This is a genomic window from Mycobacterium spongiae (assembly GCF_018278905.1).
Taxonomy (GTDB): Bacteria; Actinomycetota; Actinomycetes; order Mycobacteriales; family Mycobacteriaceae; genus Mycobacterium; species Mycobacterium spongiae.
Genome location: NZ_CP046600.1, coordinates 3,325,174 through 3,351,255, shown reverse-complemented (window position 1 = coordinate 3,351,255; position 26,082 = coordinate 3,325,174). Strand labels below are relative to the sequence as shown.

Below are 26,082 nucleotides of genomic sequence, written 5' to 3'. Positions count from 1 at the left end.
CATGGGTTTTACCGACCCAGATTCCAGACCGGATTCCCGCGAGACGGGCTCGCCGAACGATGAACCATGTAGGAGAAGCAATGACGGTGCAGAACGAGTCGAGCGCCAAAACCCACGGCGTGATCCTGACCGAGGCTGCCGCCACCAAGGCTAAGTCCCTGCTGGACCAGGAGGGACGCGACGATCTGACGCTACGGATTGCGGTCCAACCGGGTGGATGCGCCGGACTGCGCTACAACCTGTTCTTTGACGACCGTACGCTCGATGGCGACCTCAACGTGGAGTTCGGTGGTGTGACCCTGACCGTCGACCGGATGAGTGCGCCGTATGTGGAAGGCGCCTCGATCGATTTCGTCGACACCATCGAAAAGCAGGGCTTCACGATCGACAACCCCAACGCCACCGGCTCCTGCGCCTGCGGGGATTCATTCAACTAGCCCACCCGATAGCCTGCCGGCCGGTAGTGCGCCTCGACCCGGTCAGTAGTGACCTGCCGTGCGCAGCACGTATGAGCAGACCATGATTCGTCCGCGCTGGTAGAGCAGCTGTGCGATGCCTTGCACCTGCCCCTTGGGCGGGCCACCGACGGCGGGAGTCACTTGCATGGTGAACAACACCTGGGCCTGATACTGCGACCAGTACACAACTTGGTCGACCGAGGTCACTTCCGCCTTGGAGAACTGCTTGCGGAACGCGTCGCTGCTCAACTTGGCCAGCGCCTGGTCGGAGCGCTTGTCCCGGACGCCGTCGTAGATACCGCACAAGGCGTTGCGGACGATGGCGTCCACGTCGCGGTGCTCTAGCGCGTTGAGGTACTCCTGTATCGCCGTCCTAGCCGATCCCTTCGAGAACGGGCCGGCGGTATCGGCCCTGTTGCTGCGCACCCCGTAGGCGATCGCCACCGTTAGCGCGGCCACTAGCGCAAGGATGACCAACGCACTGACGATGACGCGCCTGCGACGTCTGTTTGGGTCTGCCACCTGTGGTGGCATCGGACCGGGATACGTGGGTGCTCCCAGTGCCGGGTCCTGCGGATACTCCAGCGCTGCGGGTTGGTGGAGGCCCTGGTCCGGGTAGGGCGTGGGTCCGTCAGTGCCGACACCAGGGTACGGCGAGTGCGGACCGGCCATCGTGGTTCTCCTACGGTGGTGGACGGAAGGAAAGGCGGTTGCCGCTCCGATTGAGAGCTCCGCAACGATGCGAGCTTCCTGCAGGCTAGCGCAACCGCGGCCGACGGGCCCTGGACAGGACGTGCGGCGACGACCGCCGCGCATTCATGAGAGGCTAGACGACCTTACGAAACGTAGGGTTGAGATTTTGACGATTGTGGTAACCGGTTCCATAGCGACTGACCATCTGATGCGCTTTCCAGGTCGATTTTCCGAGCAGCTGCTGCCCGATCACCTGCACAAAGTGTCACTGAGTTTCCTGGTCGACGATCTGGTGGTGCACCGCGGCGGCGTGGCCGGCAACATGGCCTATGCGATCGGCGTGCTGGGCGGCGACGTCGCGCTGGTCGGCGCCGCAGGCGCCGACTTCGCTGACTACCGCGCCTGGCTGCAGTCCCACGGTGTCAACTGTGACCATGTGCACATATCAAAGACGGCGCATACTGCCCGCTTCGTCTGCACCACGGACGTGGACATGGCCCAAATCGCGTCGTTCTACCCCGGCGCGATGTCGGAGGCACGGGACATCGCGCTCGCTGACACGGTGTCGGCCATTGGCACACCAGACTTGGTGATCGTCGGCGCCAACGATCCCGCCGCCATGTATGTGCACACCGAGGAATGCCGCAAACTCGGGCTGGCGTTCGCCGCCGACCCGTCGCAGCAGCTCGCCCGGCTGTCCGGCGAGGAGATCGCCAAGCTCATCGACGGCGCCGCCTACTTGTTCACCAATGACTACGAATGGGACCTGCTGCTGTCGAAGACCGGCTGGTCAGAGGCCGACGTGATGGCCCAGGTCAACCTGCGGGTGACCACCCTGGGTCCCGAGGGTGTGGACCTGGTGGACCGCGACGGCACCACCATCCATGTCGGCGTGGTGCCCGAGACCAGCCAGGTCGACCCCACCGGCGTCGGCGACGCATTCCGGGCTGGATTCCTGAGTGGACGCAGCGCCGGTTTGAGTCTGGAGCGCTCCGCGCAACTGGGATCGCTGGTCGCGGTGCTGGTATTGGAGTCGACCGGCACGCAGGAGTGGGCCTGGGACAACAAGGTCGCCGAACGGCGGTTGGCCGACGCTTACGGCGACGCCGCCGCCGCGGAAATCGCGGCCGTGCTGGCCTAGTTTGCCGAGCAGACGCAGAATCGCACCGCGCGAGCCACTGAAGGCCCCTCCGATGCGATTCTGCGCCTGCCAGGGTGGGGCCGGCTACAGCTGAACCGGGTACTGCGGCTCGCTGATCTGCGGGGCGACCGTGTTCTCGACGAAGATTGCGTGCCACAACATGAAAATCAGCACGGTCCACAGTCTGCGGCTGTGATCGCTGGCACCGCTTCGGTGCTCGTCGAGCATCCGGCGTACGGCGACCATGTCGACCAAGTGATCGGCCTGCGACGAACCCACCATCTCGTAGGCCCACTCCAGTAGTTCGCCAGCTCGAAGCCAATGCCGGATGGGCACCGGAAACCCGAGTTTGGGCCGGTCCAGGACATGCGCGGGCACAACCGGGGCTAGCGCGCGCCGCAGCGCGTACTTGGTCGTGGTGCGGGTGATCTTGGCTTGCAGCGGCAGCCGGGAGGCCACCGCGAACACCTCCGGATCCAAGAATGGCACCCGCAGCTCCAGCGAGTTGGCCATCGTCATCTTGTCGGCCTTGACCAAGATGTCGCCGCGCAGCCAGGTGAATAGGTCGATGTGCTGCATCCGCGCCACCGGATCCCAACCCTCGGACTTGGCATATATGGGTGCCGTCACGTCCGTGTGGGTCCAGTCCGCGCGGAACCCGGGCAGTACATCACGCAGCTGGGCGTCGGAAAAACTGCGGGCATTGCCGTAGTAGCGCTCTTCGAGCGTCAGCGACCCGCGGTGCAGCAGACTCTTGCCGCGCATACCCTCCGGTAGCGGTTTGGACACCTTTCCCATAGAGCGGCGCACCGGCCGGGGGAGGTAGTCGAAGGGCTTCAACGACAGCGGCTCCCGGTAGATGGTGTAGCCGCCGAACAGTTCGTCGGCGCCCTCGCCCGACAACACCACTTTGACGTGCCTTCGGGCCTCCCTGGCGACGAAAAACAGGGGCACCAGTGCGGGATCGGCAACCGGCTCATCCAGGTACCAGACGATCTCTGGTAACGCCGCGACAAACTCATCTGCGCTGACAACTTTGGCGATGTGGCGGGCGCCGATCGCTTCCGCCGAGGCCACCGCGACGTCGATCTCGGAGAATCCCTCACGCTCGAAACCAGTGGTGAAAGTCATCAGCCGGGGGTTGTGCCGAATGGCCAGCGCCGCGATGGCGGTGGAGTCGATACCCCCGGACAAAAACGCACCCACGGTGACGTCAGCGCGCATGTGTTTGGCTACCGAATCCTCCAGCACCGCCGTGATCTCGTCATAGCGTGCCTGCTCGGCGCCGCCGGAGATCGGCGTGGCAGCGAATTGCGGCACGAAGAAGCGGGTGACCGCCGGTTCCAGTTGGCCGGGCCTGATCCGGGCGTAGCAGCCCGATTCGAGCCGTCGTACTCCCCGGTGCAACGTCTCGGGCTCCGGCACGTACTGCAGGACCGTGTAGTGCTGCAGCGCCCGGTCGTCGATGGATGGGTCGAATCCCACTAACTCGGCCAGATCCAGCAGGCATTTCTTCTCACTGGCAACTGCGGTTCCGCCGGTGCCGGTCGCCATGAACAGTGGCTTGATGCCGAACGGGTCGCGGGCACAGAACAATTCGCTGGTCACGGTGTCCCACAGAGCGAACGCGAACATGCCCCGCAGCCTGTTGAGTACGTCGGTGCCCCAGTAGTGGTAGCCGGCGACGATCGCTTCCCCGTCGCCGTCGGTGGCGAAAGCAGCTCCGTGCTGGGCGTGCAGCTGCTCTCGCAGTTCCAGGTAGTTGTAGATCTCTCCGTTGAACACCAGCACGTAGCGCCCTGGCTCCTCCGGCGGTCCCCACCGCAGGGGTTGGTGGGAATGCTCGATGTCGATGATCGAGAGCCGGTTGAACCCGAACACCGCGCCTCCGGTGGCTTCATCGGCGTGGGTGTCGTACCAGGTACCTGGCTCATCGGGTCCGCGGTGGCGCATCAAATGCGATGCTCGGGCGATCGCAGCGGCGGTCTCGGCGGCGCTGCGCACGGCCGCGTTGCGGTGTTCGGTCTCGGCAGCGCCGGCCGGGGCCGCGACGAAGGCCAGCAGTCCACACACGGCGCCTCAGTATGCCGCACTCGGCCCCGCTTGTCGGGTTCACACCACTGCTTGGCGGGTTGTTTCGGCCCGCATCGTCGCCCGGGTGGGCGCCGTGGTCTACGCTGCGTAGTATTCGACATCCGAGTTAGCCGACGGTTCCCGCCACTGCCGGGGTAGTTCCAATCGGCACAGCTTGTGATACAGGAGGCGCCAAGGTGACATCTCGCGGGCCAGGTCGTTCGCAAAGGCTGTCGCAGTGTAGTTCTCAGCGCCGTTCCGGCGGTCGCGAACCAGACGTGCGGCGTGTTTCCCGTCGCCTGCGACTACCGCTGTTGGCTATGACGCTGGGTGGGCTTGCCGTCACCCTGAGCGGATGTAGCTGGACGGAGGCTTTGGCGCTGGGCTGGCCCGAGGGCATTACCCCTGAGGCCCATGTCAACCGGGACTTGTGGATCGGGTCAGTGATCGCCTCCCTGGTCGTGGGCGCCATTGTGTGGGGTCTCATCTTCTGGTCGTCGGCTTTTCACCGTAAGAAGAAAACCGACACGGAATTGCCTCGCCAGTTCGGCTACAACATGCCGCTGGAACTGGTGCTTACCGTCATACCGTTCCTGATCATCTCGGTGCTGTTCTATTTCACCGTTGTGGTGCAGGAAAAGATGCTCTACCTGGCGAAGGACCCTGAGGTCGTGATTGACATCACGTCCTTTCAGTGGAACTGGAAGTTCGGCTACCAGCGGGTCGATTTTGCCGACGGCACATTGACCTACGATGGTGTCGACGAGGAACGCCAGCGTGCCATGGAGTCCAAACCGGAGGGCACGGATAAGTATGGCGAGGAACTGGTCGGGCCTATTCGCGGGCTAAACACCGAGGACCGGACCTACCTGCACTTCGACAAGGTCGAGACCCTGGGGACCAGCACCGAGATTCCGGTGTTGGTTCTGCCAACCGGCAAGCGCATTGAATTCCAAATGGCTTCGGCCGATGTGATTCACGCCTTCTGGGTGCCGGAGTTCTTGTTCAAGCGTGACGTGATGCCTAACCCGGAGGCGAATCATTCCGTCAACGTTTTCCAGATCGCCGAGATCAACAAGGTGGGTGCGTTCGTCGGCCACTGCGCAGAAATGTGCGGCACCTATCACTCGATGATGAACTTTGAGGTCCGGGTTGTGTCGCCCAACGACTTCAAGGCTTACCTGCAGGAGCGTATTGCCGGGAAGACCAATGCCCAGGCCCTGCAGGCGATCGATCAGCCCCCGCTCGCGGTAACGACCCACCCGTTCGACACCCGGCGCGGTGAATTGGCACCGGAACAGTAGGTAAGGACACCCATGAATATCGAAGCGAGGCTGTTCGAATTTATCGCTGCGTTCTTCATAGCGACGGCGGTGCTGTACGGAGTGCTGACTTCGATGTTCGCCACCGGCGGCGTCGAGTGGGCCGGCACCACCGCGTTGGCGCTGACCGGCGGCATGGCGATGATCGTGGCCACCTTCTTCCGTTTCGTGGCCCGCCGGCTAGACACCCGACCCGAAGACTACGAAGGCGCTGAGATCAGTGACGGAGCGGGGGAGTTGGGGTTCTATAGCCCGCACAGCTGGTGGCCCATCATGATCGCGCTGTCCGGATCGGTGGCGGCGGTCGGTATCGCGATGTGGTTGCCATGGTTGATCGCTGCCGGTGTGGTATTCATCCTCGGGTCGGCAGCCGGACTGGTCTTCGAGTACTACATCGGCCCCGAGAAGCACTGATCGAGCGAGAAAAGTCACAATCAGGGCATCAGTTGCTCAGTGGCCCGATTGCCCAGGCAACGTCGCCCGCCGCGTTGGGTAGGGTTTCCGGAGCACCATGAGAAGTCATCAAACATGCGTGCCAGGATGTAGCTGCCAAGCCGCGCGCGCTGGTGACGCAGTTGGACAGGGTAGGCGGGAATGAGCGGGCCGAATCCCCCCGGACAGGGACCTGAAGAACCCGAGTCCGCCGGCGAACCTAGCGCCGAATCGGAGCGGGTAGGCGACAACGGCGAAGAGCCCGATTCCGGCCTGGATTCCGACGAAGCTTTGGGGCACATCCTCGATGGCGGCGACATCGTGCCTGCGGACCATACCGGGGCGACCGACGCGTACTCACGGGCGTACTCGGCTCCCGAGTCCGAGCAGTTCACCAGCGGGCCTTATGTGCCGGCCGATCTCAGGCTCTATGACTACGACGGATATGAGGAGTCGGGGCCTGATGACGAACCGACTGCCCCGCGCTGGCCCTGGGTGGTTGGTGTGGTCGCCATTGCGGCTGCCATCGCCCTGGTGGCTTCGGTGTCGCTGCTTGTCGCGCGCAGGCGAACCACCGAAATCGCTACCCCCGCCACGACTTCCTCGACACCGGTGCAAGACGAAATCACAACCACAACCACCAGTTCGCCACTCCCACCGCCGCCACCACCGCCCCCCACCGAGATCCCAACCGCGACGGAGACCCAGACAGTGACAGTGACGCCGCCGCCTCCTCCGCCGCCCCCACCTCCACCTCCGGAGACCACCGCGGCGCCTCCAGAGACCAATACGGAGGCGGCGCCACCACCCGCCACGACCACCACTCTGGTCGGTCCCCGGCAAGTTACCTACTCGGTGACCGGCACCAAGGCCCCAGGAGACATCATTTCGGTGACCTACGTCGACGCCGCCGGCCGACGACGGACGCAACACAATGTGTACATCCCGTGGTCGATCACGGTCACACCGATCTCGCAAACTGACGTGGGCTCGGTCGAGGCCTCCAGCCTCTTCCGGGTCAGCAAGCTCAACTGTTCCATCACGACGAGCGACGGAACCGTGCTGTCATCGAACAGCAACGACGGACCACAGACGAGCTGCTGATGGTCTCCCGATATTCCGCATACCGGCGTGGGACGAACGCCGTCTCGCCGGAGATCATCGATCGCATTCTGATCGGGGCATGCGCCGCGGTCTGGTTGGTGCTCGTGGGTGTCAGCGTTGCCGCGGTGGTCGCTTTGGTGGACCTGGGCCGGGGCTTTCATCAGATGGCGAGGAACCCGCACACCACGTGGGTGCTGTACGCAATCATCGTGGTATCGGCACTGATCATTGCCGGGGCGATCCCGGTGCTGATGCGGGCTCGCCAACTGGCCCGGGCCGAACCGGGTGGGCGGCCGGTAGGTCCATCGGCACGGAGCGGACGACCCATCAGGCCCGGGTATTCGGCGAAACGTACCCCCGCGTCGACCCCACAGGCACCGAAGGTCAAGGCAGTCGACGAGCCCGTCGAGTTCACCGGGGAGGCGGTCGACCGGGCTTGGCTGCGTGGAACGGTCGCGTTGGCGGGCACGATCGGCATCGCGCTGATCGCGGTAGCGACTGCCACCTACCTCATGGCCGTCGGCCATGAGGGCGCGTCCTGGGTGGTCTACGCGCTGGCGGGGGTCGTCACTGCGGCAATGCCGGCAATAGAGTGGTTACATGTTCGGCAATTGCGCCGCGTGATCGCCGAACAGTAGGGGCGGCAGGCCACGGCGGGTTGGCAGGCTCGGATTGAGGTGGCCTAGTCCGGTTCCGCGACGGCTTGTGGTCCCACAGCGTCCAGTACTGAGCGGTGCTACGCCGCGGGTGCCTCCAGGGTGCAACGCTCGGCTGGGCCGCGCGGGCTAGTGCTCGCCGTTGGGTGAGCCGGAGATGTCCTCCTGATGGTCGCGCAACGCGGTGAGCGCACGCTGTTCGGCGGCGTGGTCCGCTTCGCGTAGTGCTGCGTCCTCTGCTGGGGGATCCGCGACGAGGAAGCTGCCCCGGCCGGGTGATCCGGCCGAGCCCAGCTTGTTCATGCGCTTGGGTAGCGGAGCCCCCTGGTATTCCAGCGGGATCGGGTGGCCGTGGTCGTCGACGGGGCCAAGCGGCTGGTGCAGCTCGATGTAGGCGCCGTGTGGCAGCCGCTTGATGATGCCGGTCTCGATGCCGTGTTCGAGCACCGCTCGGTCGCTGCGCTGCAGCCCGATGCACCACCGGTAGGTGATGAAGTAGACCAGCGGGGGAAGGATCACCATCCCGATGCGTCCGATCCAGGTCGTCGCGTTCAACGAGATGTGGAACTTCAACGCGATGAGATCGTTAATGGATGCCAGTGTGAGCAGCATGTAGAACGAGATCGCCATGGCGCCGATAGCGGTGCGCACCGGAACGTCGCGCGGGCGTTGCAGCAGGTTGTGGTGGGCGCGGTCGCCGGTGAACCGCTTCTCCAGGAACGGGTAGGCCGGTAGCAGGACGAAAACCAGGCCCATGATCACCGCCACCCAGACCGAGGCGGGAACGGTGTGATGCCAGAAATAGAACTCCCACGGCGGCCATAGCCTGGCCAATCCGTCGGGCCACATCATGTAAAAGTCCGGCTGCGAGCCGGCCGAGACATGGGATGGCTTGTAGGGACCCAGATTCCAGATCGGGTTGATCTGTAGCAGCCCACCCATCAGACCCAGCACACCGACGATGGACGCGAAAAACGCGCCGGACTTGAATGCGAACACCGGCATCACGCGCACACCGACGACGTTGCGTTCGGTGCGTCCCGGGCCGGGGAATTGGGTGTGCTTCTGGAACCACACCAATGCCAGATGCAGCCCGATCAACGCCAGCATGATTCCCGGCAGCAGCAGAATGTGCAGCGCGTAGAGCCGGGGAATGATGATGTCACCGGGGAAATCGCCCGCGAACAGCACCCAGTGCAGCCAGGTCCCGATGACCGGCATGCCCAATGTGATCGACGAGAACGCTGCGCGGAGACCGATGCCCGACAGCAGGTCGTCGGGGAGTGAGTAGCCGAAGTAGCCCTCAAACATGGCCAGGATGAGCAACAGCGAACCGATGACCCAATTGGCTTCGCGGGGCCGCCGGAATGCTCCGGTGAAGAAGATGCGCGCCAGGTGCACCATGATCGACGCGGCGAACAACAAGGCGGCCCAGTGGTGGACCTGGCGGACGAACAGGCCCCCGCGGACCTCGAAGGAAATGTCCAGCGCCGATTCGTAGGCGCGCGACATCTCCACTCCACGCAAGGGCTGGTAGACGCCGTTGTAGCTCACTTCGAGCATCGACGGGTCGAAGAACAGCGTCAGGTACACGCCGGTGATCAGCAGCACGACGAAGCTGTAGAGCGCGATCTCGCCCAGCAAGAACGACCAGTGGGTCGGGAACACCTTGTTGAGCTGACGGCGTAACGCGGCTGACGGGTGATAGCGGGTATCGATGTCCTCGCCTTGGCGCGCGAGGACATCGCCCATCTTTGGGGTCCTCGGACTCACGAGGTGCGCTCCTAGAATGCCGGTCCTACCGGCGTGACACAGCCGCCGTGGGCGACCAACCAACCGTCACAGTAGATACTACTGGGCTTAGCAGTGGGCTGCTGGGCCAACGCGCGATAGCTGCGACCGGCCGCCACCGTCGCGCGGTCGACGGGCACGGGTTGTGTCGAACCCGCGCTAGTGCTCGCCGTTGGGTGAGCCGGAGATGTCCTCCTGGTGTTCGCGCAATGCGGTCAGGACGCGTTGTTCGGCGGCGTGGTCCGCTTCGCGTAGTGCTGCGTCCTCTGCTGCCGGATCGGCGGTCAGGAAGCTGCCCCGGCCGGGTGATCCGGCCGAGCCCAGCTTGTTCATGCGTTTGGGCAGTGCGGCGCCCTGGTATTCCAGCGGGATCGGGTGGCCGTGGTCGTCGACGGGGCCAAGCGGCTGATGCAGCTCGATGTAGGCGCCGTGTGGCAGCCGCTTGATGATGCCGGTCTCGATGCCGTGTTCGAGCACCGCTCGGTCGCTGCGCTGCAGCCCGATGCACCACCGGTAGGCGATGAAGTAGACCAGCGGGGGAAGGATCACCATCCCGATGCGTCCGATCCAGGTCGTCGCGTTCAACGAGATATGGAACTTCAACGCGATGATGTCGTTCATCGCCGCCAGTGTGAGCAACATGTAGAACGAGATCGCCATGGCGCCGATAGCGGTGCGCACCGGAACGTCGCGCGGGCGTTGCAGCAGGTTGTGGTGGGCGCGGTCGCCGGTGAACCGCTTCTCCAGGAACGGGTAGGCCGGTAGCAGCACGAAAATCAGGCCCATGATTACCGCCACCCAGACGGCAGCAGGAATGGTGTGGTGCCAGAAGTAGAACTCCCAGGGCGGCCAGATGCGGGCCAGGCCTTCGGTCCACATCATATAGAAGTCCGGCTGCGAGCCGGCCGAGACATGGGATGGCTTGTAGGGACCCAGATTCCAGATCGGGTTGATCTGTAGCAGCCCACCCATCAGACCCAGCACACCGACGATGGACGCAAAAAACGCGCCGGACTTGAATGCGAACACCGGCATCACGCGCACACCGACGACGTTGCGTTCGGTGCGTCCCGGGCCGGGGAATTGGGTGTGCTTCTGGAACCACACCAATGCCAGATGCAGCCCGATGAGGGCCAGGATGAGTCCCGGCAGCAGCAGAATGTGCAGCGCGTAGAGCCGGGGGATCAAAATCGTACCCGGGAAGTCGCCGTCGAACAGTGCCCAGTGCAGCCAGGTCCCGATGACCGGCATGCCCAGCGTGATCGACGACAGGGCCGCCCGCAGACCGATGCCCGACAGGAGGTCGTCGGGCAGTGAGTAGCCGAAGTAGCCCTCGAACATGGCCAGGATCAGCAGCAGCGAACCGATGACCCAATTGGCTTCGCGGGGTCGCCGGAATGCTCCGGTGAAGAAGATGCGCGCCAGGTGCACCATGATCGACGCGGCGAACAACAAGGCGGCCCAGTGGTGGATCTGGCGGACGAACAGGCCGCCGCGGACCTCGAAGGAAATGTCCAGCGCCGATTCGTAGGCGCGCGACATTTCCACTCCACGCAGGGGTTGGTAGACGCCGTTGTAGGTGACTTCGAGCATCGACGGGTCGAAGAACAGCGTCAGGTACACGCCGGTGATCAGCAGTATGACGAAGCTGTAGAGCGCGATCTCGCCCAGCAAAAACGACCAGTGGGTCGGGAACACCTTGTTGAGCTGGCGACGCAGGGCCGCCGCCGGGTGATAGCGGGTATCGATGTCCTCGCCTTGGCGCGCGAGGACATCGCCGATTTTCGGGGTCTTCGGACTCATGAGGTGCGCTCCCAGAATGCCGGTCCTACGGGCTCGACAAAGTCGCCATTGGCGACCAGATAGCCGTCAGTGTCGATCGTGATGGGCAGTTGGGCCAGTGCGCGCGCTGCCGGGCCGAATATCGGCTTGGCGAAATGCAATGCGTCGAACTGGGATTGATGGCACGGGCACAGGATCCGATAGGACTGCTGTTCGTAGAGCGACGACGGGCAACCCAAGTGCGAGCAGACCTTTGTATAGGCGAACAACTCGCCGAAGTTGAAGCTCTCCTGGCCCTTGCGCTTGACCACGCGGCCCATGTCGGCAGGTTTGATCCGGATGAGCATCACGGGGTTGCGGATGCCCATGGCAATGGTCTGTAGCTTTTCGTGCGATTCGACGGTGGTGCCGTCACCGTCGGACTCCCGCCACGGAAAGACGGTCTCCATCCCGCCGGCGTCGAGGTCCTGCGGGCGCATCTTGATGAACGGCGGTCCGCCCTCCAAGCCCGTGGCGCGTGCTAGATAGATGGTCTCGCCGTGGAAGCGGGGGGTCCAGCCGGAGGTCCAGAGCACGGCCTTTTTCCCCTCGGCCGTGGGGACGACTGGCTTCCACGGGTTCTTGATGAAGCCACCGATGAACGCGACCAAGGTACCGAGGCCGAAGGCGCCCATGCCCATGCCGAAGGACAGCCCGATCAACTTGCGGCGTCCGATCGTCGAGCCCTCGAAGGCGTCTGTCAGGTTCGCCACCACGGTCTTGCGGTCGACCTCGCGAGAAGCGCCGTCATGGCGCTCTTGGATCGAAATCTCTTCTGGGATAAACCGTTTCTGGAACAGCACCGCGCCGATTGCGATCGACAGGACGGAGAGCCCGAAGGTCAGGCCGTAGAGCGGGGTGGTCAGCGAGTACACGAAGTTGCCGTCACTGTTGGCCGGCTCGAACTCCCATGGCCAGAACAAGAAGACCACCAACAACGCCAGCCCGAACACGCCACCGAGCATCAGCCAGATCGCAACACCGCGCGCGGCGCGCTTTTCGGCCTTGGTGTTCTCGACAGGCCAGCGAGGCTCCTTGTAGACGGTGTCGACACCGTCCATCCGACCGCCCAGCGCGACGAGTTCCTCGTTCGACATCGCGGCCAGTGCCGCTTCGTCGGGTTCTTGTGGGACGGCTCCAGCCCCGTCCTGAGCCCCATCCGCCGGAGTAGATCCGTCGCTCATGATCGCGCCCCAATCCACAGAGCCAGCCCGATGGCGGCAACCATCCCGATAATCCACGCAACCATGCCCTCAGGCGCAGGCCCGAATCCGCCGAGGCCGTAACCCCCTGGCTGTCGCGGTTCGGTAATGGTGCGCACGTAGGCGATGATGTCTTTCTTGGCCTCGAACGAGAGCTGGCGGTCGGAGAACCTCGGCATGTTCTGTGGGCCGGTCAACATCGCGGCGAGGATTTGCTGCTCATTGGCCGGCCTGAGGTCGGGCGCGTACTTGCCCGACGACAAGGCCCCACCCTTGCCGGTGAAGTTGTGGCACGACGAGCAGTTGAGCCGGAACAAGTCGCCGCCGCGGCCGAGGTCGTCGCCGCGTAGCGATTCCATCGCAATGCTGCCGTCGGGGTTGCGCACCACCGCCGGGCCGCCGCCATTGGCCTGCACGTAGGCCCCGAGCGCGTCGGTCTGCGCCTCGTCGAAGATTGGGTCTTTGCGCGGCGCCTGAGCCTCGCCACGCATGGCGGGCATGCGGCCGGTCGACACTTGGAAGTAGACGGCAGCCTCACCGACGCCGATCAGGCTGGGTCCGTGGTCGGGTACGCCCTGCAAGTTGGCGCCGTGGCAGGACACGCAGGAGGTGTCGAACAGCTGCTTGCCAGTGCGCAGCATCGCCGAGCCAGATTCGTCGGCGACCGCGACCTGCGGCGTCGGGGTGAGAACTGCTGCAAGCCCGCCGGCGATGGTGAGCGCTATCAGCAGCAGTAGCCCCCCCGACAGGCGACGCCGAAGGCGGCGTTTGGCGCGAGCTCCCAGTCGGCGTTGTTTCTGATCGCCACCGGGCGTGGTACCGCCACCTGATCGAGCAAACCCCAGTTTCTTCAACCGAGCACTCCTGTCGATTCCTGTTGGGTCCTGTTCGGGCTGGTTCGGGGGAGTCGGCTCATCGGATGAAATAGATCACGGCGAACAACGCGATCCACACGATGTCGACGAAATGCCAGTAGTACGAGACAACGATGGTGGCGGTGGCTTGCGCGGGCGTGAACTTGCTCATTCCGGTGCGGATCAGCAGCACGATGAAGGCGATAAGGCCGCCGGTGACGTGCAGTCCATGGAAGCCGGTGGCCAGATAGAACACTGTGCCGTATGCGCTTGCGGGGATCGTTGTTCCGTGACTGGTCAGATTGAAGTACTCGTAGGCCTGACCGAGGATGAAGAACAGCCCCATCAGGAAGGTGACCACATACCAGCGGCGTAGCCCGAACACGTCGCCGCGCTCGGCGGCGAACACGCCCATCTGGCAGGTGAACGAGGACGCGATCAGAACCAGCGTCACCGGCACCGCCTGGTAGAGATTCAGCTCTGTTGGCGGCGGCGGCCAGTTCCCGCCGGCCTGCGCTCGCGCCGTGAAATACATCGCGAACAGGCCAGCAAAGAACATCAGCTCGCTGGAGAGCCAGACGATGGTGCCAACACTGACCATGTTGGGCCGATTCAGTGAGTGCACGCGCGACGTGATCGCAGTGCCCGAGGTCCCTACAGCGCTCGTCACATCCGCAAGTATGACGCTTTGTAGTTGTCGAACTCTACCCGGGGCGCAAATTCTGTTCGGCGCGTCGCCTTGGCGCCCGATCGACGCCGCTATCCGGGTGCTGTTGGGGTGCGGTTCGCCCTCGTGGGACTATCGGCGCGTGGGTCTGTCGTCCGAGGCTTCTGCTCCTCGGGGGGATTCTGGCGGGGTTTCGGAGGCCCCGGCTGAGGCGGCGTCTTCCTGGAAGCAGATCGTGGGTCGGTTGATGGACGGGCGCGACCTGGCACCTGGCCAGGGTGCCTGGGCGATGGACCAGATCATGTCCGGTGCCGCGAAGCCGGCGCAGATCGCCGCGTTTGCCGTGACGATGACGATGAAGATGCCGACCGCGGACGAGGTCGGTGAGCTGGCCGATGTCATGCTCCGACACGCACGACCGCTACCCCTCGATGCGATCCGTGATGACAGTGTCGACGTCGTCGGTACTGGCGGCGATGGGCTCAACACGGTGAACCTGTCCACGATGGCCGCGATCGTGGTCGCGGCGGCGGGGGTGCCGGTGGTCAAACACGGCAACCGGGCGTCGTCGTCGTTGGCCGGCGGTGCCGACACGCTCGAGGCGCTGGGCGTGCGCATCGACCTGGGATCTGACCAGGTGGCGCGCAGCCTCGCTGACGTCGGGATCGGTTTCTGTTTTGCGCCACAGTTTCATCCGTCCTATCGGCACACATCGGCGGTGCGCCGCGAGATCGGGGTGCCCACCGTGTTCAATCTTCTTGGGCCGCTGACTAATCCGGCTCGCCCGCCGGCCGGTTTGATCGGCTGTTCGTTCGCCAACCTGGCCGAGGTGCTGGCCGGAGTGTTTTCGGCGCGCGGGTCCAGCGTGTTGGTGGTGCACGGTGACGACGGGCTCGACGAGCTGGCCACGACCGCCCCGAGCACGGTCTGGCGCGTCGTGGCGGGCACCGTGGACAAATTGACGTTTGATCCCGCCGAATTCGGTTTTGGCCGCGCGAACCTCAACGAACTGCGGGGAGGTGACGCCCAAGCCAACGCGGCCGTTGCGCGGGACGTGCTGGGTGGTGCCAGAGGCCCGGTTCGCGACGCGGTGTTGCTGAACGCCGCCGGTGCGATCGTGGCGCACTCGGGGTTATCCGGCCGCGCTGAATGGCGCCCGGCGTGGAAGGACGGGCTGCGGCGAGCCAGCGCGGCGATTGACACCGGTGCCGCCGAACAACTGCTCGCGCGCTGGATTCGGTTCAGTCAGCAGCTCTGAGGCCGCACCGTCGATCTGCTCGGCAGCCAATCGTGCCGACCGCGCCGCAGCCGCCCAGGCAGTCCAGGGGCCGGCCGACCGCAACGGTGAGGTCCACCCCGTGGCATGGTCGGCGACCCGGACGATGCGCACTCCTGGTCCAGCCAGCCAGCGAGCGATGAGTCCGGTCTCCTCGACCAGCGCACCGCCCAGAGGGGCCGACGCGGGCACGATCGTCTGAGCGCTGGCGTGGATTGCATCGACCACAGGCATCGGTGGCACCCCGCGGCGGGCGGTACCGGCTGCCGCAAGTTGGCCGTGCCGGATGACGGCGAGCTGGTAGCCCCCTTGTCCAGGGGGACCGTCCGGCAGCGCTGCGATCAGCTCGGGCAGCTTGGCCAGCGCGCGCAATCGTTGGCCGCGCCACAGCACCTCGACAGCAGTGGCGATGTGGTCACGCAGCCGGGCAGCGCTCTCGTATCGACAGCGTTCGGCGAGCGCCGCGACATGATCGACGGCGGCGGCCAGCGCGGTGTTGTCCAGCCCGTCGATCAATGCCGCGGCGCGCTGCACCGCCGCCGCGTATTGGGTGGCCGTCACATCGCGTGTGGCCGGGCAGGGTGAGACCTCGAGCTCGGGGCAGGCTGGTCCGTGCCGGGCGGAACGCGCCAGCCGGGTGGTGCACGTTCGGACTCCGGAGAACCGCGCGAACAGGGTTGCCGTCTGGGTCGCGTCTGCGCGCGACCGAAATGGGCCGACGACGCGGTCGTGTCGCGGAGCACGGACCACCGACAGGCGCGGAAACGGTTCGTCGGTCAAGGTCACCCACCACCAGCGGTGCGGAAACCTCGATCGACGGTTGTATGGCGGGGCATGCGCGGCCAGCATCCGCAGCTCTCGTACTCCGGCTTCGAGCGCATGCGCGCATTCGACGTGGTCGACCCTGGTGGCCAGGGCGACCATCTCCTTCATTCGAGCCCGGGTATCGGTCCCGTTGAAGTACTGGCCCACCCGCCGCCAGAGATCGACCGCAGTACCGACATAAAGCACTTCGCCCGATGGTCCCCGGAACAGGTAGACCCCCGGACGGTGTGGCAGGCCGTCGGCGAGCGCTCGCTTGCGCCGCTGTGCGGGGGGTACGTCGGGCAGATAAGAGCGCAGCTCGGAGTATGTATTCACGCCCTGGTTGCCCACTCGTTCGATGAGCCCGTGCAACACGTCGACGGTGGCGCGAGCATCGTCGAGGGCTCGGTGGGTGGGCTGGGTGGTGACGGCGAATAGCCGCGCCAGTGCGGCCAGCCGCACACTGGGTGCTTCCTCGCGGCTTAGCACCCGCCGCGCCAACTGGACCGTGCACAGGACCCGCGGTCGCGGCCAGGTGATGCCGCAGTGTCGCGCGGCGGCACGCAGGAACCCGATGTCGAACCCCGCGTTGTGGGCGACCAGTACCGATGTGCCGGCGAATTCGAGAAACATCGGCAAGACGACCTCGATGGTTGGGGCGTTGCACACCATGGCTGTGGTAATGCCGGTCAGCGCGACGATCTGGGTCGGAATGCTGCGCTGGGGGTCTACCAGAGTCGCGAATTCACCGAGAACGACGCCGCCGCGCACCTTGACCGCCCCGATCTCGGTGATGGCGTCGGGAAGTGCGTCCCCAGTGCCCTTCGTGCGTCCGCCCGTGGTCTCGAGATCGACTACCACGAAGGTGGTCTCACGCAACGACACTTCCGGGTCGGTATCGGGCTCGGGGCCTGCGGCCGCGAACCAGGCCGGCTGGAGTTCGGCGAAACTCAGCTGAGTCCCATTGGCCGAGTGCACGGCCATGACGTTAGGGATGATCACCGACACCGTCGGTGTCCCACGCCGGGTGGGTAGAGCGGCTGTCAGGTGCGCATCTGTCGGCACGGGTATTCGCGGGCGAGTTCCGGGGGAGTCCGATGTCGGTGCCGGTGGCTACGGTTCGGTACGACCCACAGCGTTCCTCGCCGAGCGTGCCCCACGCGCGCTCCCAGGCGTAGCCGGGCGTGGCCGAGGAGCGTTGGAAGCGCTTTGACCGATCTGATTGAGGAGGATTGACCCCATGGCCGAGACCACCGGAACTGATGGCAGGAGCCGCCCTTCGCCTGAGGCGGGGGACTCCATCGTTATCGATTGTGACGACTGCGCGCTGCGGGGCCGCGGATGCCGCGATTGCGTGGTCAGCGTTCTACTCGGGGTGCCGGAAACGTTGTTGGGTGACGAACGAGCCGCACTGGAGGCACTCGCCGACGTGGGATTGGTCCCGAGGTTGCGTCTCGTGCCTATCCGCCGCGACCGCGCGTCGGATATCGCATAGTGGCGCCGCGCGAGCTAAGCTCCTACGCCGTGTCGGTGTCCTGCGTCCTCTTACGGGCTCTCAAGGGAATGACAGAAATCTTGACATTTTCTTAATTCCCCCCTTTGGACAAAGACCGATATCGTTTCGTAACCTGTTTGAGACCTAAACCGGCGCGACGGCATACGCCGATGGCAGTTTAAGGAAGCAAATCTTGAGGTTCGACTGTAGGCATCTGATCGCGCGCGTGATCAAGCGATCCGCTATCAGTACGTTAGCAAGTTTCACCGTGTTGTCCGGCTTTTTGGCTGCGAGTGTGCAGGCTGATCCCGCCGAGGACGCTCTGACGAAGCTCAACGAACTCTCCCGGCAAGCCGAGCAGACCACTGAGGCGATGCACAGCGCGCAACTCGACTTGAACGAGAAGCTCGCCGCCCAGCAGGCAGCGGACAAGAAGCTCGCCGACGACCAGGCCGCTCTGGACGCCGCGAACGCTCGCCTGGTCACCTTCCAGGCAGCGGTCGACAAGCTCGCGGCCGCCACGTACATGGGCGGTCGCACCGACGGCATGCACGCCATGCTGACGGCGCCGTCGCCGCAGTTGCTGATCGACCGGCTCACCGTGCAGCGGGTGATGGGGCGTCAAATGGCTACGCAGATGGCCAGTTTCCGGGCCGCTGGCGAGCGGGCGGCCAAGGCTGAGAAGGCATCAGCCAAGTCGGCGGCCGATGCCAAGTCTGCTGCGGAACGGGCGGCGATGGTGCGGGCGAGCTTGCAAAACAAGCAGAGCCAGCTGCAGGTGCAAATCGCCGTCGTCAAGTCGCAATACCTCGCGTTGACACCGGACCAGCGCACCGCGCTGGCAGATCCCGGCCAGGTGCCCGCGGCAGGTCCGGCGGCGCCCGCACCCGAAGGGTTGGCGCCCGGTGCGCCGCCGCCGGGCGCACCGGCGCCCGAGGCCGTGCCGCCCGGTGGTCTGCCTGCGGGTGAGCCGGCGCCTGGGGGTGGGGTTCCCCCGTCGGGCCTCATGCCTGGATTGCCGTTCTTCACGCCGCCGGGTGGCAGCAATCGCCAGAATGTCGTGCAGGCTGCGCTGACCCAGGTTGGAACGCCGTACGCGTGGGGAGGCGCCGCACCCGGCGGGTTCGACTGCTCGGGGTTGGTGATGTGGGCTTTCCAGCAGGCTGGTATTGCCCTGCCGCACTCCAGTCAGGCGCTCGCCCATGGTGGTCAGCCTGTGTCGCTGTCGGATTTGCAGCCTGGCGACGTGCTGACCTTCTACTCTGACGCGTCTCATGCCGGCATCTATATCGGGGACGGTCTCATGGTCCACTCGTCTACCTACGGCGTGCCGGTGCGGGTGGTGCCAATGACCGCATCCGGCCCGATCTACGACGCGCGTCGCTACTGACGCTCCTTCGGCGGGGCTGCGGGTGTTTTCGGGGCAGCGTCGCTGGCCTCGGCTACTCCTCGTTCTTCTTGTTGCCGAGCTGATGGCGGCTGCTCTGGTGTCGCTGCGGCCGGTGCGTGATCGACCAGCAGAATCCGCACAGGTGGTCGTCGCGGCTGCTAGCGCTCCGGCAACCTCGTTGGTCGTCGGTGATCGGATCGTCCATATGCGCGGTCTCGGGCCGCCCGCCACCGACCGCCTGTTGTCACGCGTGGCGACCAATATCGGCGCGGCGATCGGCGCGGTGGTGGCCTTTTGGGGGGTCGATTGGTCCCGGGACATCTCGGTGGTGGCTGCCGGCACCGAGCAGGAGTTTCGTGTTGCCGCTGGCGGCGGCCCGGCGTCGCAATGGGACGATATCGCCGCGGTGACGGTTGCCCAGCATGTCGATCCTGTCCGGCGGGTCGCGATCGGCCAGCGAATCGTGTTCGCGCCCGGTGCGGTGCGCATGAGCTCAACCGCACTACGAATGGTGTTGGCGCACGAAGTCTTTCACTACGCGGCGCGTGTCGACACCGCCCTAGACGCACCTCGCTGGTTGACCGAGGGGGTGGCCGATTTCGTGGCCCGACCGTACCCGGCCAACATCCGAACGGGCGCCGTTGCGGTGCCTGCGGCCCTGCGGCTGCCGTCGGACGCCGATCTGGATGCTCCCGGGCCGCAACGCTCGTCGGCCTATGACCGCGCGTGGTGGTTCGCCAGGTTCGTCGCCGACACGTACGGACCGGCGAAACTGCGCCAGTTCTACCTGGCGGCGTGTGGTGTGGGACGCTCCGAGCTGTCCGTCGCTATCCGCGAGGTGCTCGACACCGACGCTGCCGGTCTGCTGGCACACTGGCGGCAATGGCTGACCCGGTAGCAGAGTCTGGTTGCGCAACCCCGAACCGCTAGATTGACGCGGATGAGCCGGGTCCTGCTGGTAACCAACGACTTTCCGCCGCGGCGCGGCGGCATTCAGTCCTACCTCGGCGAGTTCGTCGGCAGGTTGGCACAGGCCGGATCGCATAACGTGACGGTGTACGCACCGTCGTGGAAGGGGTCGGAAACCTTTGACGAGGCGGCCCGAGCTGGCGGCTATCGGGTAGTCCGGCATCCGGGCACGCTAATGCTGCCGGTTCCCGCGGTGGACCGCAGGATGCGTCGGCTGATCGCGGAGAACGATATCGACACCGTCTGGTTCGGTGCGGCCGCACCGCTTGCTCTGCTGGCGCAGCGGGCCAGGCAGGCAGGAGCCAACCGAGTCCTGGCGAGCACCCACGGTCACGAAGTGGGCTGGTCGATGCTTCCGGTCGCTCGGTCGGTGCTGCGGCGCATCGGCGATGGCACCGACATCGTGACCTTCGTGAGCCGGTACACGCGGTCCCGGTTCGCGCGTGCTTTCGGACCCGCGGCGTCGCTCGAGTACCTACCGCCCGGCGTGGACACCGACCGGTTCCGTCCGGATCCCGCCGCCCGCGCTGAGTTGCGTGCGCGCTACGGGTTGGGCGAGCGGCCCACGGTGGTGTGCCTTTCGCGGCTTGTCCCGCGCAAGGGCCAGGACACGCTGGTCAAGGCCTGGCGGTCGGTTCGGAGTCGGGTCGATGGCGCTGCGTTGGTGGTCGTCGGGGGCGGTCCTTACCTTGAGGCCCTGCGCAAGCTAGCCAAGGAACAGGGTGTGGACGACGACGTGACGTTCACCGGCGGGGTGGCAGCCGCGGAACTGCCCGCGCACCATGCGTTGGCCGATGTGTTCGCGATGCCGTGCCGTACCCGCGGCGCTGGAATGGACGTCGAGGGCCTGGGGATCGTGTTTCTCGAGGCCTCAGCCACCGGTGTGCCAGTAATCGCCGGAGAATCGGGCGGGGCGCCGGAAACTGTGCAGCACAACAAAACTGGGCTAGTGGTCGATGGCAACTCGGTCGACAGGGTCGGCGAGGCCGTCATCGAGTTGCTGACCGATCGCGACCGGGCGGCGGCGATGGGCGCCGCCGGTCGAGAATGGGTGATCGATCGTTGGCGTTGGGACATCCTGGTGGACCGCCTCGCCGTGCTTCTGCACGGCGACGATGCGGGCCGGTGAGGTGGCCCGGGGAGGAGCCGGGCGATGGGGTCTGGGCACGGCGACGATGCGGGCCGGTGAGGTGGCCCGGGGAGGAGCCGGGCGATGGGGTCTGGGCACGGCGACGATGCGGGCCGGTGAGGTGGCCCGGGGAGGAGCCGGGCGATGGGGTTTGGGCACGGCGACGATGCGGGCCGGTGAGGTGGCCCGGGGAGGCGGCCGCGTGGCTAGTTCTTGAGGTAGAGCGCCTCGATCTCGGAAGCGAACTTTTGGGCCACCACGTTGCGCTTGACCTTCATCGTCGGTGTCAGCTCACCAGTGTCCTCGGTGAAGTCGACGGGCAGAATACGGAATTTGCGGATCGACTCGGCATTTGACACCGCAAGGTTGGCTTGTTTGACGGCCGTCTCCACCTCTGCGACCAGGTCTGGGTCGCCGGCCAGATCGCCGACCGACGCAGTGGCGCCTTTGTCGTTGCGTTGCTTCCAGCCGGCGAATGCCTCCGGATCGATGGTGATCAGCGCGCCGATGAAGGGCTTGGCGTCCCCAACGGCCATCGCCTGGCTGATCAGCGGGTGCGCCCGCAGTTTGTCCTCGAGCACCGCAGGGGCGACATTCTTGCCGCCGGCGGTGACGATGATCTCCTTCTTGCGACCGGTGATGCTGACGAAGCCGTCTTCGTCGATCGCCCCCAGATCGCCGGTCTTGAACCACCCGTTGGCGAATGTGTCGGCCGTCGCTGCCTCGTTGCGCCAGTAGCCGCTGAACACGACGCCGCCTCGGGCCAACAGTTCTCCGTCGTCGGCGATGCGTAACGCGTTGCCGGGCACCGGCCTTCCGACAGTTCCGATCTTGACGTCGTTGGATGGGCTGATGGCGACGCCGCCGCTGGTCTCGGTGAGGCCGTAGCCTTCGTAGATGGTGAGGCCCGCACCGCGATAGAAGTGGCCGAGCCGCGCACCCAACGGCGCGCCGCCCGACACGGCCGCGCGACACGCGCCACCGAGTGCCGCACGCAGCTTGTTGTAGACCAGCCGGTCGAACAGCGCGTGTTTGGTGCGCAGCAGCAGCCCCGGCTTTCCACCGTCGTGGGCCTGGCTCCAGTCGACAGCGGTCTGTGCGGCGATCGCGAAGATCCGGCCTTTGCCGGCGTCTATGGCGTTCTGCTCCGCGGTGTTGTAGACCTTTTCGAACACCCTCGGCACGGACACCACCAGCGTCGGCTTGAACACTGCCAACATCGGCAGCAGATTCTTGATGTCGCTGGTGAATCCTACGGTGACTTTGTTGTGGAAAGCAGCCAAAGTGATCGCGCGGGCCAGCACATGAGCCAGCGGCAGGAAAACCAGCAGCCGCTCGCCCTTGGTCAGCAGCGTCGGGTGGAGTTCCTTGGCGCCCCTAATCGCGTAGAGCAGGTTGGAATGGGTGAGCTGGCAGCCCTTCGGCCGTCCTGTGGTGCCCGAGGTGTAGATGAGCGTCGCTGGGTCCTTCGAACGCAACGCCTTGAGCCGGGCGTTCAGTTCGGCCGGATCCACGGAGGCGCCCGCCTCGGCGAGCCGGTCGAGTGCGTTGGGACCCGAGCCGTTGATCGGCAGCACGTGGCGCAGGGCGGGCAGTTCGTCGCTGAGTTCGGTGACCGTGGCGGCGTGTGCGTCGGTCTCCGGGAATGCCACCACCGCTTCCGAATTGTGTAGCACCCACTGCACCTGCTCGGCCGACGAGGTCTCATAGATCGGCACGGTGACGGCACCGACCGACAGGATCGCGAGATCGATGATCGCCCATTCGTAGCGGGTTGCCGAGAATATGGACACCCGGTCACCGGCTTCAACCCCTAGCGAGATCAAGCCCAGCGCGGCTGAACGAATCTGGTTCGCGGCGTCGGCACACGTGACATCGGTCCAGACACCGTCGACGAGGCGCTGGTAGATGACGTGTTCCGGGTCGTCGCGTTCGTGCTCGAAAACTGCGGCCGCGACACTATCGTGCTCGCCGACGGTGAACCCCGCGGGGACGCTCAACTCACGCACTCTTCTCGGACCTCGCTTGACCTAGTGTGATAACTCCGGTGGCCGGCTTGCTGTGGCTTAGCCTACTTCGACCAGTCGCATAGCCTACGTCGAACATTTGCGCAGGATGAAGTTGTGTATGTGAAGCTGGGGCGATGAACAGCATCCAGATCGCGGACGAGACCTACGTGGCCGCCGATGGCGCCGAGGTTTCCGCCGCGTTGACCGATCGGTCGAGCTGGCGGCGGTGGTGGCCTGATCTGCGGCTGCAGGTCACCGAGGACCGTGCCGACAAGGGAATAAGGTGGGCGGTGAGCGGCGCCCTCACCGGGACCATGGAGGTTTGGCTGGAACCGTCGTTGGACGGGGTGGTGTTGCACTACTTCCTGCACGCCGAACCTACCGGCGTATCGGCGCACCAGCTTGCTCGAATGAACCTGGCTAAAATGACGCACCGCCGCCGGGTGGCAGGCAAGGAAATGGCGTTTGAGATGAAGATGACCCTGGAGAACTCGCGCCCCATCGGGGTTTCTCCGGTAACTTAGCCGAATCAAGTGAGGCGCAGAGGAGTACCGTTTCTGCCGGGAGAACGGGAGCTCCCGCCGATGACCGGGGTCGACCCGCTTGCGGGGAAAGGGAAGCAGCCAGGTGGCGGACAAGACAACGCAAACGATCTACATCGATGCGGATCCAGGCGAGGTGCTGAAGGTGATCGCCAACATCGAGGCCTACCCGGAATGGATTGGCGAGTATAAGGAAGTTGAAGTCCTGGAGGCTGACGACAACGGTTACCCGCTGAAGGCTCGGATGCTGATGGACGCGGCCGTCTTCAAAGACACCCTGATCATGGCCTACGAGTGGCCGGCTGACCGCAAGCGGGTCAGCTGGACGCTCGAATCCAGCTCGCTGCTCAAGTCCCTCGAGGGGACATATCACCTGGCGCCCAAAGATTCTGGAACTGAGGTTATCTACGAACTCTCGGTCGACCTTGCGGTCCCGATGATCGGAATGCTCAAACGCAAGGCCGAACGCAGGTTGACCGATGGGGCGTTGAAGGATCTGAAGAAACGAGTCGAGGCTGAGTGAGTCCGCTACGCCGACCCCGGCCCGGATCAGTCTCTTTGTCGGCAAAGGCGGGGTAGGAAAATCGACGCTGGCGTCCGCTACCGCGGTTTGTGACGCGAGCGCCGGTCAGCGAGTCCTGGTGGTATCGACCGACCAGGCGCATTCGCTGGGTGACGTGTTGGGCATCGCTGTCCCACCGACTGGGCGGGGTGACCCCGTTCGCGTGCTCGCCGACGACCCCGAGGCCGGGGGCGGCTTTCTCGATGCACTGGCCCTGGATACCCTCGCACTGCTCGAGGAGCGGTGGCGCGACGTGGTCGATGCCCTGGATCAGAGATTTGCCGGCTCCGAGTTAGCCACTATCGCGTCCGAAGAGCTCGCAGCGCTGCCCGGGATCCAGGAAGTGCTGGGGCTGCACGCCGTTGGCGAACTTGCGGCAGCCGGACGATGGGATCGTATTGTGGTCGACTGCGCCTCGACCGCCGATGCGCTGCGCATGCTGACCCTGCCCGCTGCCTTCGGTCTCTACGTCGAACGTGCATGGCCGCGCCATCGCCGGCTCGGCGTCGCGGCCGAGGACGGCCGCTCGGCCGCGGTGGTGGAGCTGCTGGAGCGCACCAGCGCCAGCGTGGAGCAGTTGAGCGCATTGTTGACCGACGGTGCTCAGGTCGGTGCGCATCTGGTGCTGACGCCCGAGCGGGTAGTCGCTGCGGAGGCGGCGCGGACGTTGGGGTCGTTGGCCCTCATGGGAGTCCGTGTCGAAGAGTTGCTCGTCAATCAGGTCTTGGTGCGTGACGAGTCCTATGAGTACCGCAGTCTGCCCGACCACCCGGCGTTCTATTGGTACGCCGAACGGATCTCCGAGCAACGGGCCGTTCTGACCGAACTCGACGGCACCATCGGCGACGTAGCTCTGGTGCTGATTCCGCACCTAGCCGGTGAGCCGATCGGTCCGAAGGCGCTGGCCGGTCTGCTCGATAGTGCTCGTCGTCGTCGCGGAGCCGCGCCGCCCGGTCCGCTGCGCCCGATCGTGGACTTGGAATCCGGGTCCGGGCTTGGGTCGGTGTACCGCTTGCGGCTATCGTTGCCCCAACTCGATCCCGAGACGCTAACGCTGGGCCGGGCGGACGATGATCTGGTCATCAGCGCTGGCGGGATGCGGCGCCGGGTGAAGTTGGCGTCGGTCCTGCGCAGGTGTACGGTGCTGGACGCGCAGCTGCGGGGTGGTGAGCTGACAGTTCGTTTCCGACCAAATCCGGAGGTGTGGCCAATATGAGCGGGCTCCACGCCGATGTTGGTCCCGAGTTGCGGCGGCTGGCGCAGGCGATCTTGGACGGGATCGACCCTGGGGTGCGCGCAGCGGCCACAATGTTTTCGGGGGTTTCGGGGGCTGCCGGCGACGGTGTCGGGACCGGCAAGTGCCAGCAAGTGTGGTGTCCGGTTTGTGCTCTTGCCGCGTTGGCAACCGGCGAGCAGCATCCGTTGTTGACGGTGATCGCCGACCACAGTGTCGCGCTGCTGGAGGTGATTCGCGCCATAGTCGACGACATCGACCGGTCGGCGCAACCACCGCCCGATGGCTCGCCTGATGGGGGCGCCAAGACCGATACGGCCGCTCCGAATGGCGCGGGAGATGCTTCTGCGACAACCCGCTACCAGCCGATCCCGGTGTCCGTCCAGGAGTGAGCCGACGTTCTGTGGAGGTGGTCGGCGCCCCCTTGGATGGGTACAGTTGGCGCAGGACATCATCCG

Annotated in this window: 24 protein-coding genes and 1 pseudogene; 16 read left to right on the top strand and 9 right to left on the bottom strand. The window is 65.3% G+C overall.

All coding sequences use genetic code 11. The features are described 5' to 3' along the window. Positions 1–80 precede the first annotated feature (80 nt). Positions 81–437 (top strand): HesB/IscA family protein, encoded by a 357-nt coding sequence (locus F6B93_RS13640; RefSeq protein ID WP_211695575.1) that lies wholly within the window; start codon positions 81–83, stop codon positions 435–437. Positions 438–479: 42 nt separating this feature from the next. On the opposite strand, the gene F6B93_RS13635 is transcribed toward F6B93_RS13640, so the two are convergent. Continuing rightward, a complete protein-coding gene (locus tag F6B93_RS13635; RefSeq protein WP_211695574.1) occupies positions 480–1,130 on the bottom strand; it encodes an Rv0361 family membrane protein in 651 nt (216 codons plus the stop codon). Positions 1,131–1,317: 187 nt separating this feature from the next. Here F6B93_RS13635 and F6B93_RS13630 point away from each other — a divergent pair, with 187 nt between their 5' ends. After that, positions 1,318–2,292 (top strand): carbohydrate kinase family protein, encoded by a 975-nt coding sequence (locus F6B93_RS13630; protein ID WP_211695573.1) that lies wholly within the window; start codon positions 1,318–1,320, stop codon positions 2,290–2,292. 84 nt (positions 2,293–2,376) lie between these two features. Here F6B93_RS13630 and asnB read toward each other — a convergent pair whose 3' ends face one another. Further along, on the bottom strand, positions 2,377–4,365 hold the full coding sequence (asnB, locus tag F6B93_RS13625; protein ID WP_211695572.1) for an asparagine synthase (glutamine-hydrolyzing): 1,989 nt from the start codon (positions 4,363–4,365) through the stop codon (positions 2,377–2,379). A 197-nt stretch (positions 4,366–4,562) separates the two neighbouring features. Here asnB and ctaC point away from each other — a divergent pair, with 197 nt between their 5' ends. From ctaC to F6B93_RS13605, 4 genes are all read left to right on the top strand, one after another. Then, complete coding sequence (ctaC, locus tag F6B93_RS13620; protein WP_211695571.1) at positions 4,563–5,669, top strand: aa3-type cytochrome oxidase subunit II; 1,107 nt, start codon at positions 4,563–4,565, stop codon at positions 5,667–5,669. A 12-nt stretch (positions 5,670–5,681) separates the two neighbouring features. Then, a complete protein-coding gene (locus tag F6B93_RS13615; protein ID WP_211695570.1) occupies positions 5,682–6,101 on the top strand; it encodes a cytochrome c oxidase subunit 4 in 420 nt (139 codons plus the stop codon). A 180-nt stretch (positions 6,102–6,281) separates the two neighbouring features. Continuing rightward, positions 6,282–7,223 (top strand): MmpS family transport accessory protein, encoded by a 942-nt coding sequence (locus F6B93_RS13610; RefSeq protein ID WP_211695569.1) that lies wholly within the window; start codon positions 6,282–6,284, stop codon positions 7,221–7,223. Next, entirely contained in the window at positions 7,223–7,861 is a 639-nt protein-coding gene (locus tag F6B93_RS13605) for a DUF2561 family protein (protein WP_211695568.1), read from the top strand. Before F6B93_RS13610 ends, F6B93_RS13605 begins: the two co-directional genes overlap by 1 nt. A gap of 147 nt (positions 7,862–8,008) precedes the next feature. Here F6B93_RS13605 and qcrB (F6B93_RS13600) read toward each other — a convergent pair whose 3' ends face one another. The 5 genes from qcrB (F6B93_RS13600) to ctaE all read right to left on the bottom strand — a co-directional run bounded on the left by qcrB (F6B93_RS13600) (position 8,009) and on the right by ctaE (position 14,217). Further along, complete coding sequence (gene qcrB / locus F6B93_RS13600) at positions 8,009–9,631, bottom strand: cytochrome bc1 complex cytochrome b subunit (RefSeq protein ID WP_425518549.1); 1,623 nt, start codon at positions 9,629–9,631, stop codon at positions 8,009–8,011. 198 nt (positions 9,632–9,829) lie between these two features. After that, the gene (gene qcrB, locus F6B93_RS13595; RefSeq protein ID WP_211695566.1) at positions 9,830–11,473 is read right to left on the bottom strand and encodes a cytochrome bc1 complex cytochrome b subunit; all 1,644 of its coding nucleotides are present in this window, start codon (positions 11,471–11,473) and stop codon (positions 9,830–9,832) included. Beyond that, entirely contained in the window at positions 11,470–12,675 is a 1,206-nt protein-coding gene (gene qcrA / locus F6B93_RS13590; RefSeq protein WP_211695565.1) for a cytochrome bc1 complex Rieske iron-sulfur subunit, read from the bottom strand. Before qcrA ends, qcrB (F6B93_RS13595) begins: the two co-directional genes overlap by 4 nt. Beyond that, positions 12,672–13,547, bottom strand: coding sequence for a cytochrome bc1 complex diheme cytochrome c subunit (gene qcrC, locus F6B93_RS13585; RefSeq protein ID WP_425518452.1), 876 nt, complete (start codon positions 13,545–13,547; stop codon positions 12,672–12,674). The genes qcrA and qcrC overlap by 4 nt, the downstream gene beginning before the upstream one ends. Before the next feature lie 58 nt (positions 13,548–13,605). Continuing rightward, complete coding sequence (gene ctaE / locus F6B93_RS13580; RefSeq protein ID WP_211695564.1) at positions 13,606–14,217, bottom strand: aa3-type cytochrome oxidase subunit III; 612 nt, start codon at positions 14,215–14,217, stop codon at positions 13,606–13,608. 139 nt (positions 14,218–14,356) lie between these two features. Between ctaE and trpD the strand changes: the two genes are divergently transcribed. Beyond that, on the top strand, positions 14,357–15,472 hold the full coding sequence (gene trpD, locus F6B93_RS22925; RefSeq protein WP_246540749.1) for an anthranilate phosphoribosyltransferase: 1,116 nt from the start codon (positions 14,357–14,359) through the stop codon (positions 15,470–15,472). On the opposite strand, the pseudogene F6B93_RS13575 reads toward trpD, so the two are convergent. Further along, positions 15,410–17,278, bottom strand: a pseudogene (locus F6B93_RS13575) (DEDD exonuclease domain-containing protein); the annotation flags it as partial. The gene trpD and the pseudogene F6B93_RS13575 sit on opposite strands and share 63 nt — an antisense overlap. A 256-nt stretch (positions 17,279–17,534) precedes the next feature. Between F6B93_RS13575 and F6B93_RS22920 the strand changes: the two are divergent. From F6B93_RS22920 to F6B93_RS13555, 5 genes are all read left to right on the top strand, one after another. Continuing rightward, on the top strand, positions 17,535–17,789 hold the full coding sequence (locus F6B93_RS22920) for a hypothetical protein (protein ID WP_246540747.1): 255 nt from the start codon (positions 17,535–17,537) through the stop codon (positions 17,787–17,789). Between the two features lie 193 nt (positions 17,790–17,982). Further along, complete coding sequence (gene ripC, locus F6B93_RS13570) at positions 17,983–19,179, top strand: peptidoglycan hydrolase RipC (RefSeq protein ID WP_211695563.1); 1,197 nt, start codon at positions 17,983–17,985, stop codon at positions 19,177–19,179. An 82-nt stretch (positions 19,180–19,261) separates the two neighbouring features. Next, complete coding sequence (locus tag F6B93_RS13565) at positions 19,262–20,077, top strand: eCIS core domain-containing protein (RefSeq protein ID WP_211695562.1); 816 nt, start codon at positions 19,262–19,264, stop codon at positions 20,075–20,077. 42 nt (positions 20,078–20,119) lie between these two features. Continuing rightward, positions 20,120–21,277, top strand: a complete 1,158-nt coding sequence (pimB, locus tag F6B93_RS13560; protein WP_211695561.1) for a GDP-mannose-dependent alpha-(1-6)-phosphatidylinositol monomannoside mannosyltransferase — start codon at positions 20,120–20,122, stop codon at positions 21,275–21,277. Continuing rightward, the gene (locus F6B93_RS13555; protein ID WP_211695560.1) at positions 21,264–21,494 is read left to right on the top strand and encodes a hypothetical protein; all 231 of its coding nucleotides are present in this window, start codon (positions 21,264–21,266) and stop codon (positions 21,492–21,494) included. The genes pimB and F6B93_RS13555 overlap by 14 nt, the downstream gene beginning before the upstream one ends. Here F6B93_RS13555 and F6B93_RS13550 read toward each other — a convergent pair. Then, the gene (locus tag F6B93_RS13550; protein ID WP_211695559.1) at positions 21,484–23,286 is read right to left on the bottom strand and encodes an AMP-dependent synthetase/ligase; all 1,803 of its coding nucleotides are present in this window, start codon (positions 23,284–23,286) and stop codon (positions 21,484–21,486) included. The two genes, F6B93_RS13555 and F6B93_RS13550, sit on opposite strands and share 11 nt — an antisense overlap. A gap of 134 nt (positions 23,287–23,420) precedes the next feature. On the opposite strand from F6B93_RS13550, the gene F6B93_RS13545 reads away from it, so the two are divergent. The 4 genes from F6B93_RS13545 (at position 23,421) to F6B93_RS13530 (ending at position 26,016) form a co-directional block, all read left to right on the top strand. After that, a complete protein-coding gene (locus F6B93_RS13545; RefSeq protein ID WP_211695558.1) occupies positions 23,421–23,810 on the top strand; it encodes a polyketide cyclase / dehydrase and lipid transport in 390 nt (129 codons plus the stop codon). A gap of 103 nt (positions 23,811–23,913) precedes the next feature. Further along, positions 23,914–24,351 (top strand): SRPBCC family protein, encoded by a 438-nt coding sequence (locus F6B93_RS13540; RefSeq protein WP_211695557.1) that lies wholly within the window; start codon positions 23,914–23,916, stop codon positions 24,349–24,351. Further along, on the top strand, positions 24,344–25,606 hold the full coding sequence (locus F6B93_RS13535) for an ArsA family ATPase (protein WP_211699477.1): 1,263 nt from the start codon (positions 24,344–24,346) through the stop codon (positions 25,604–25,606). The genes F6B93_RS13540 and F6B93_RS13535 overlap by 8 nt, the downstream gene beginning before the upstream one ends. Next, a complete protein-coding gene (locus F6B93_RS13530) occupies positions 25,603–26,016 on the top strand; it encodes a hypothetical protein (RefSeq protein ID WP_211695556.1) in 414 nt (137 codons plus the stop codon). Before F6B93_RS13535 ends, F6B93_RS13530 begins: the two co-directional genes overlap by 4 nt. Positions 26,017–26,082 lie beyond the last annotated feature (66 nt).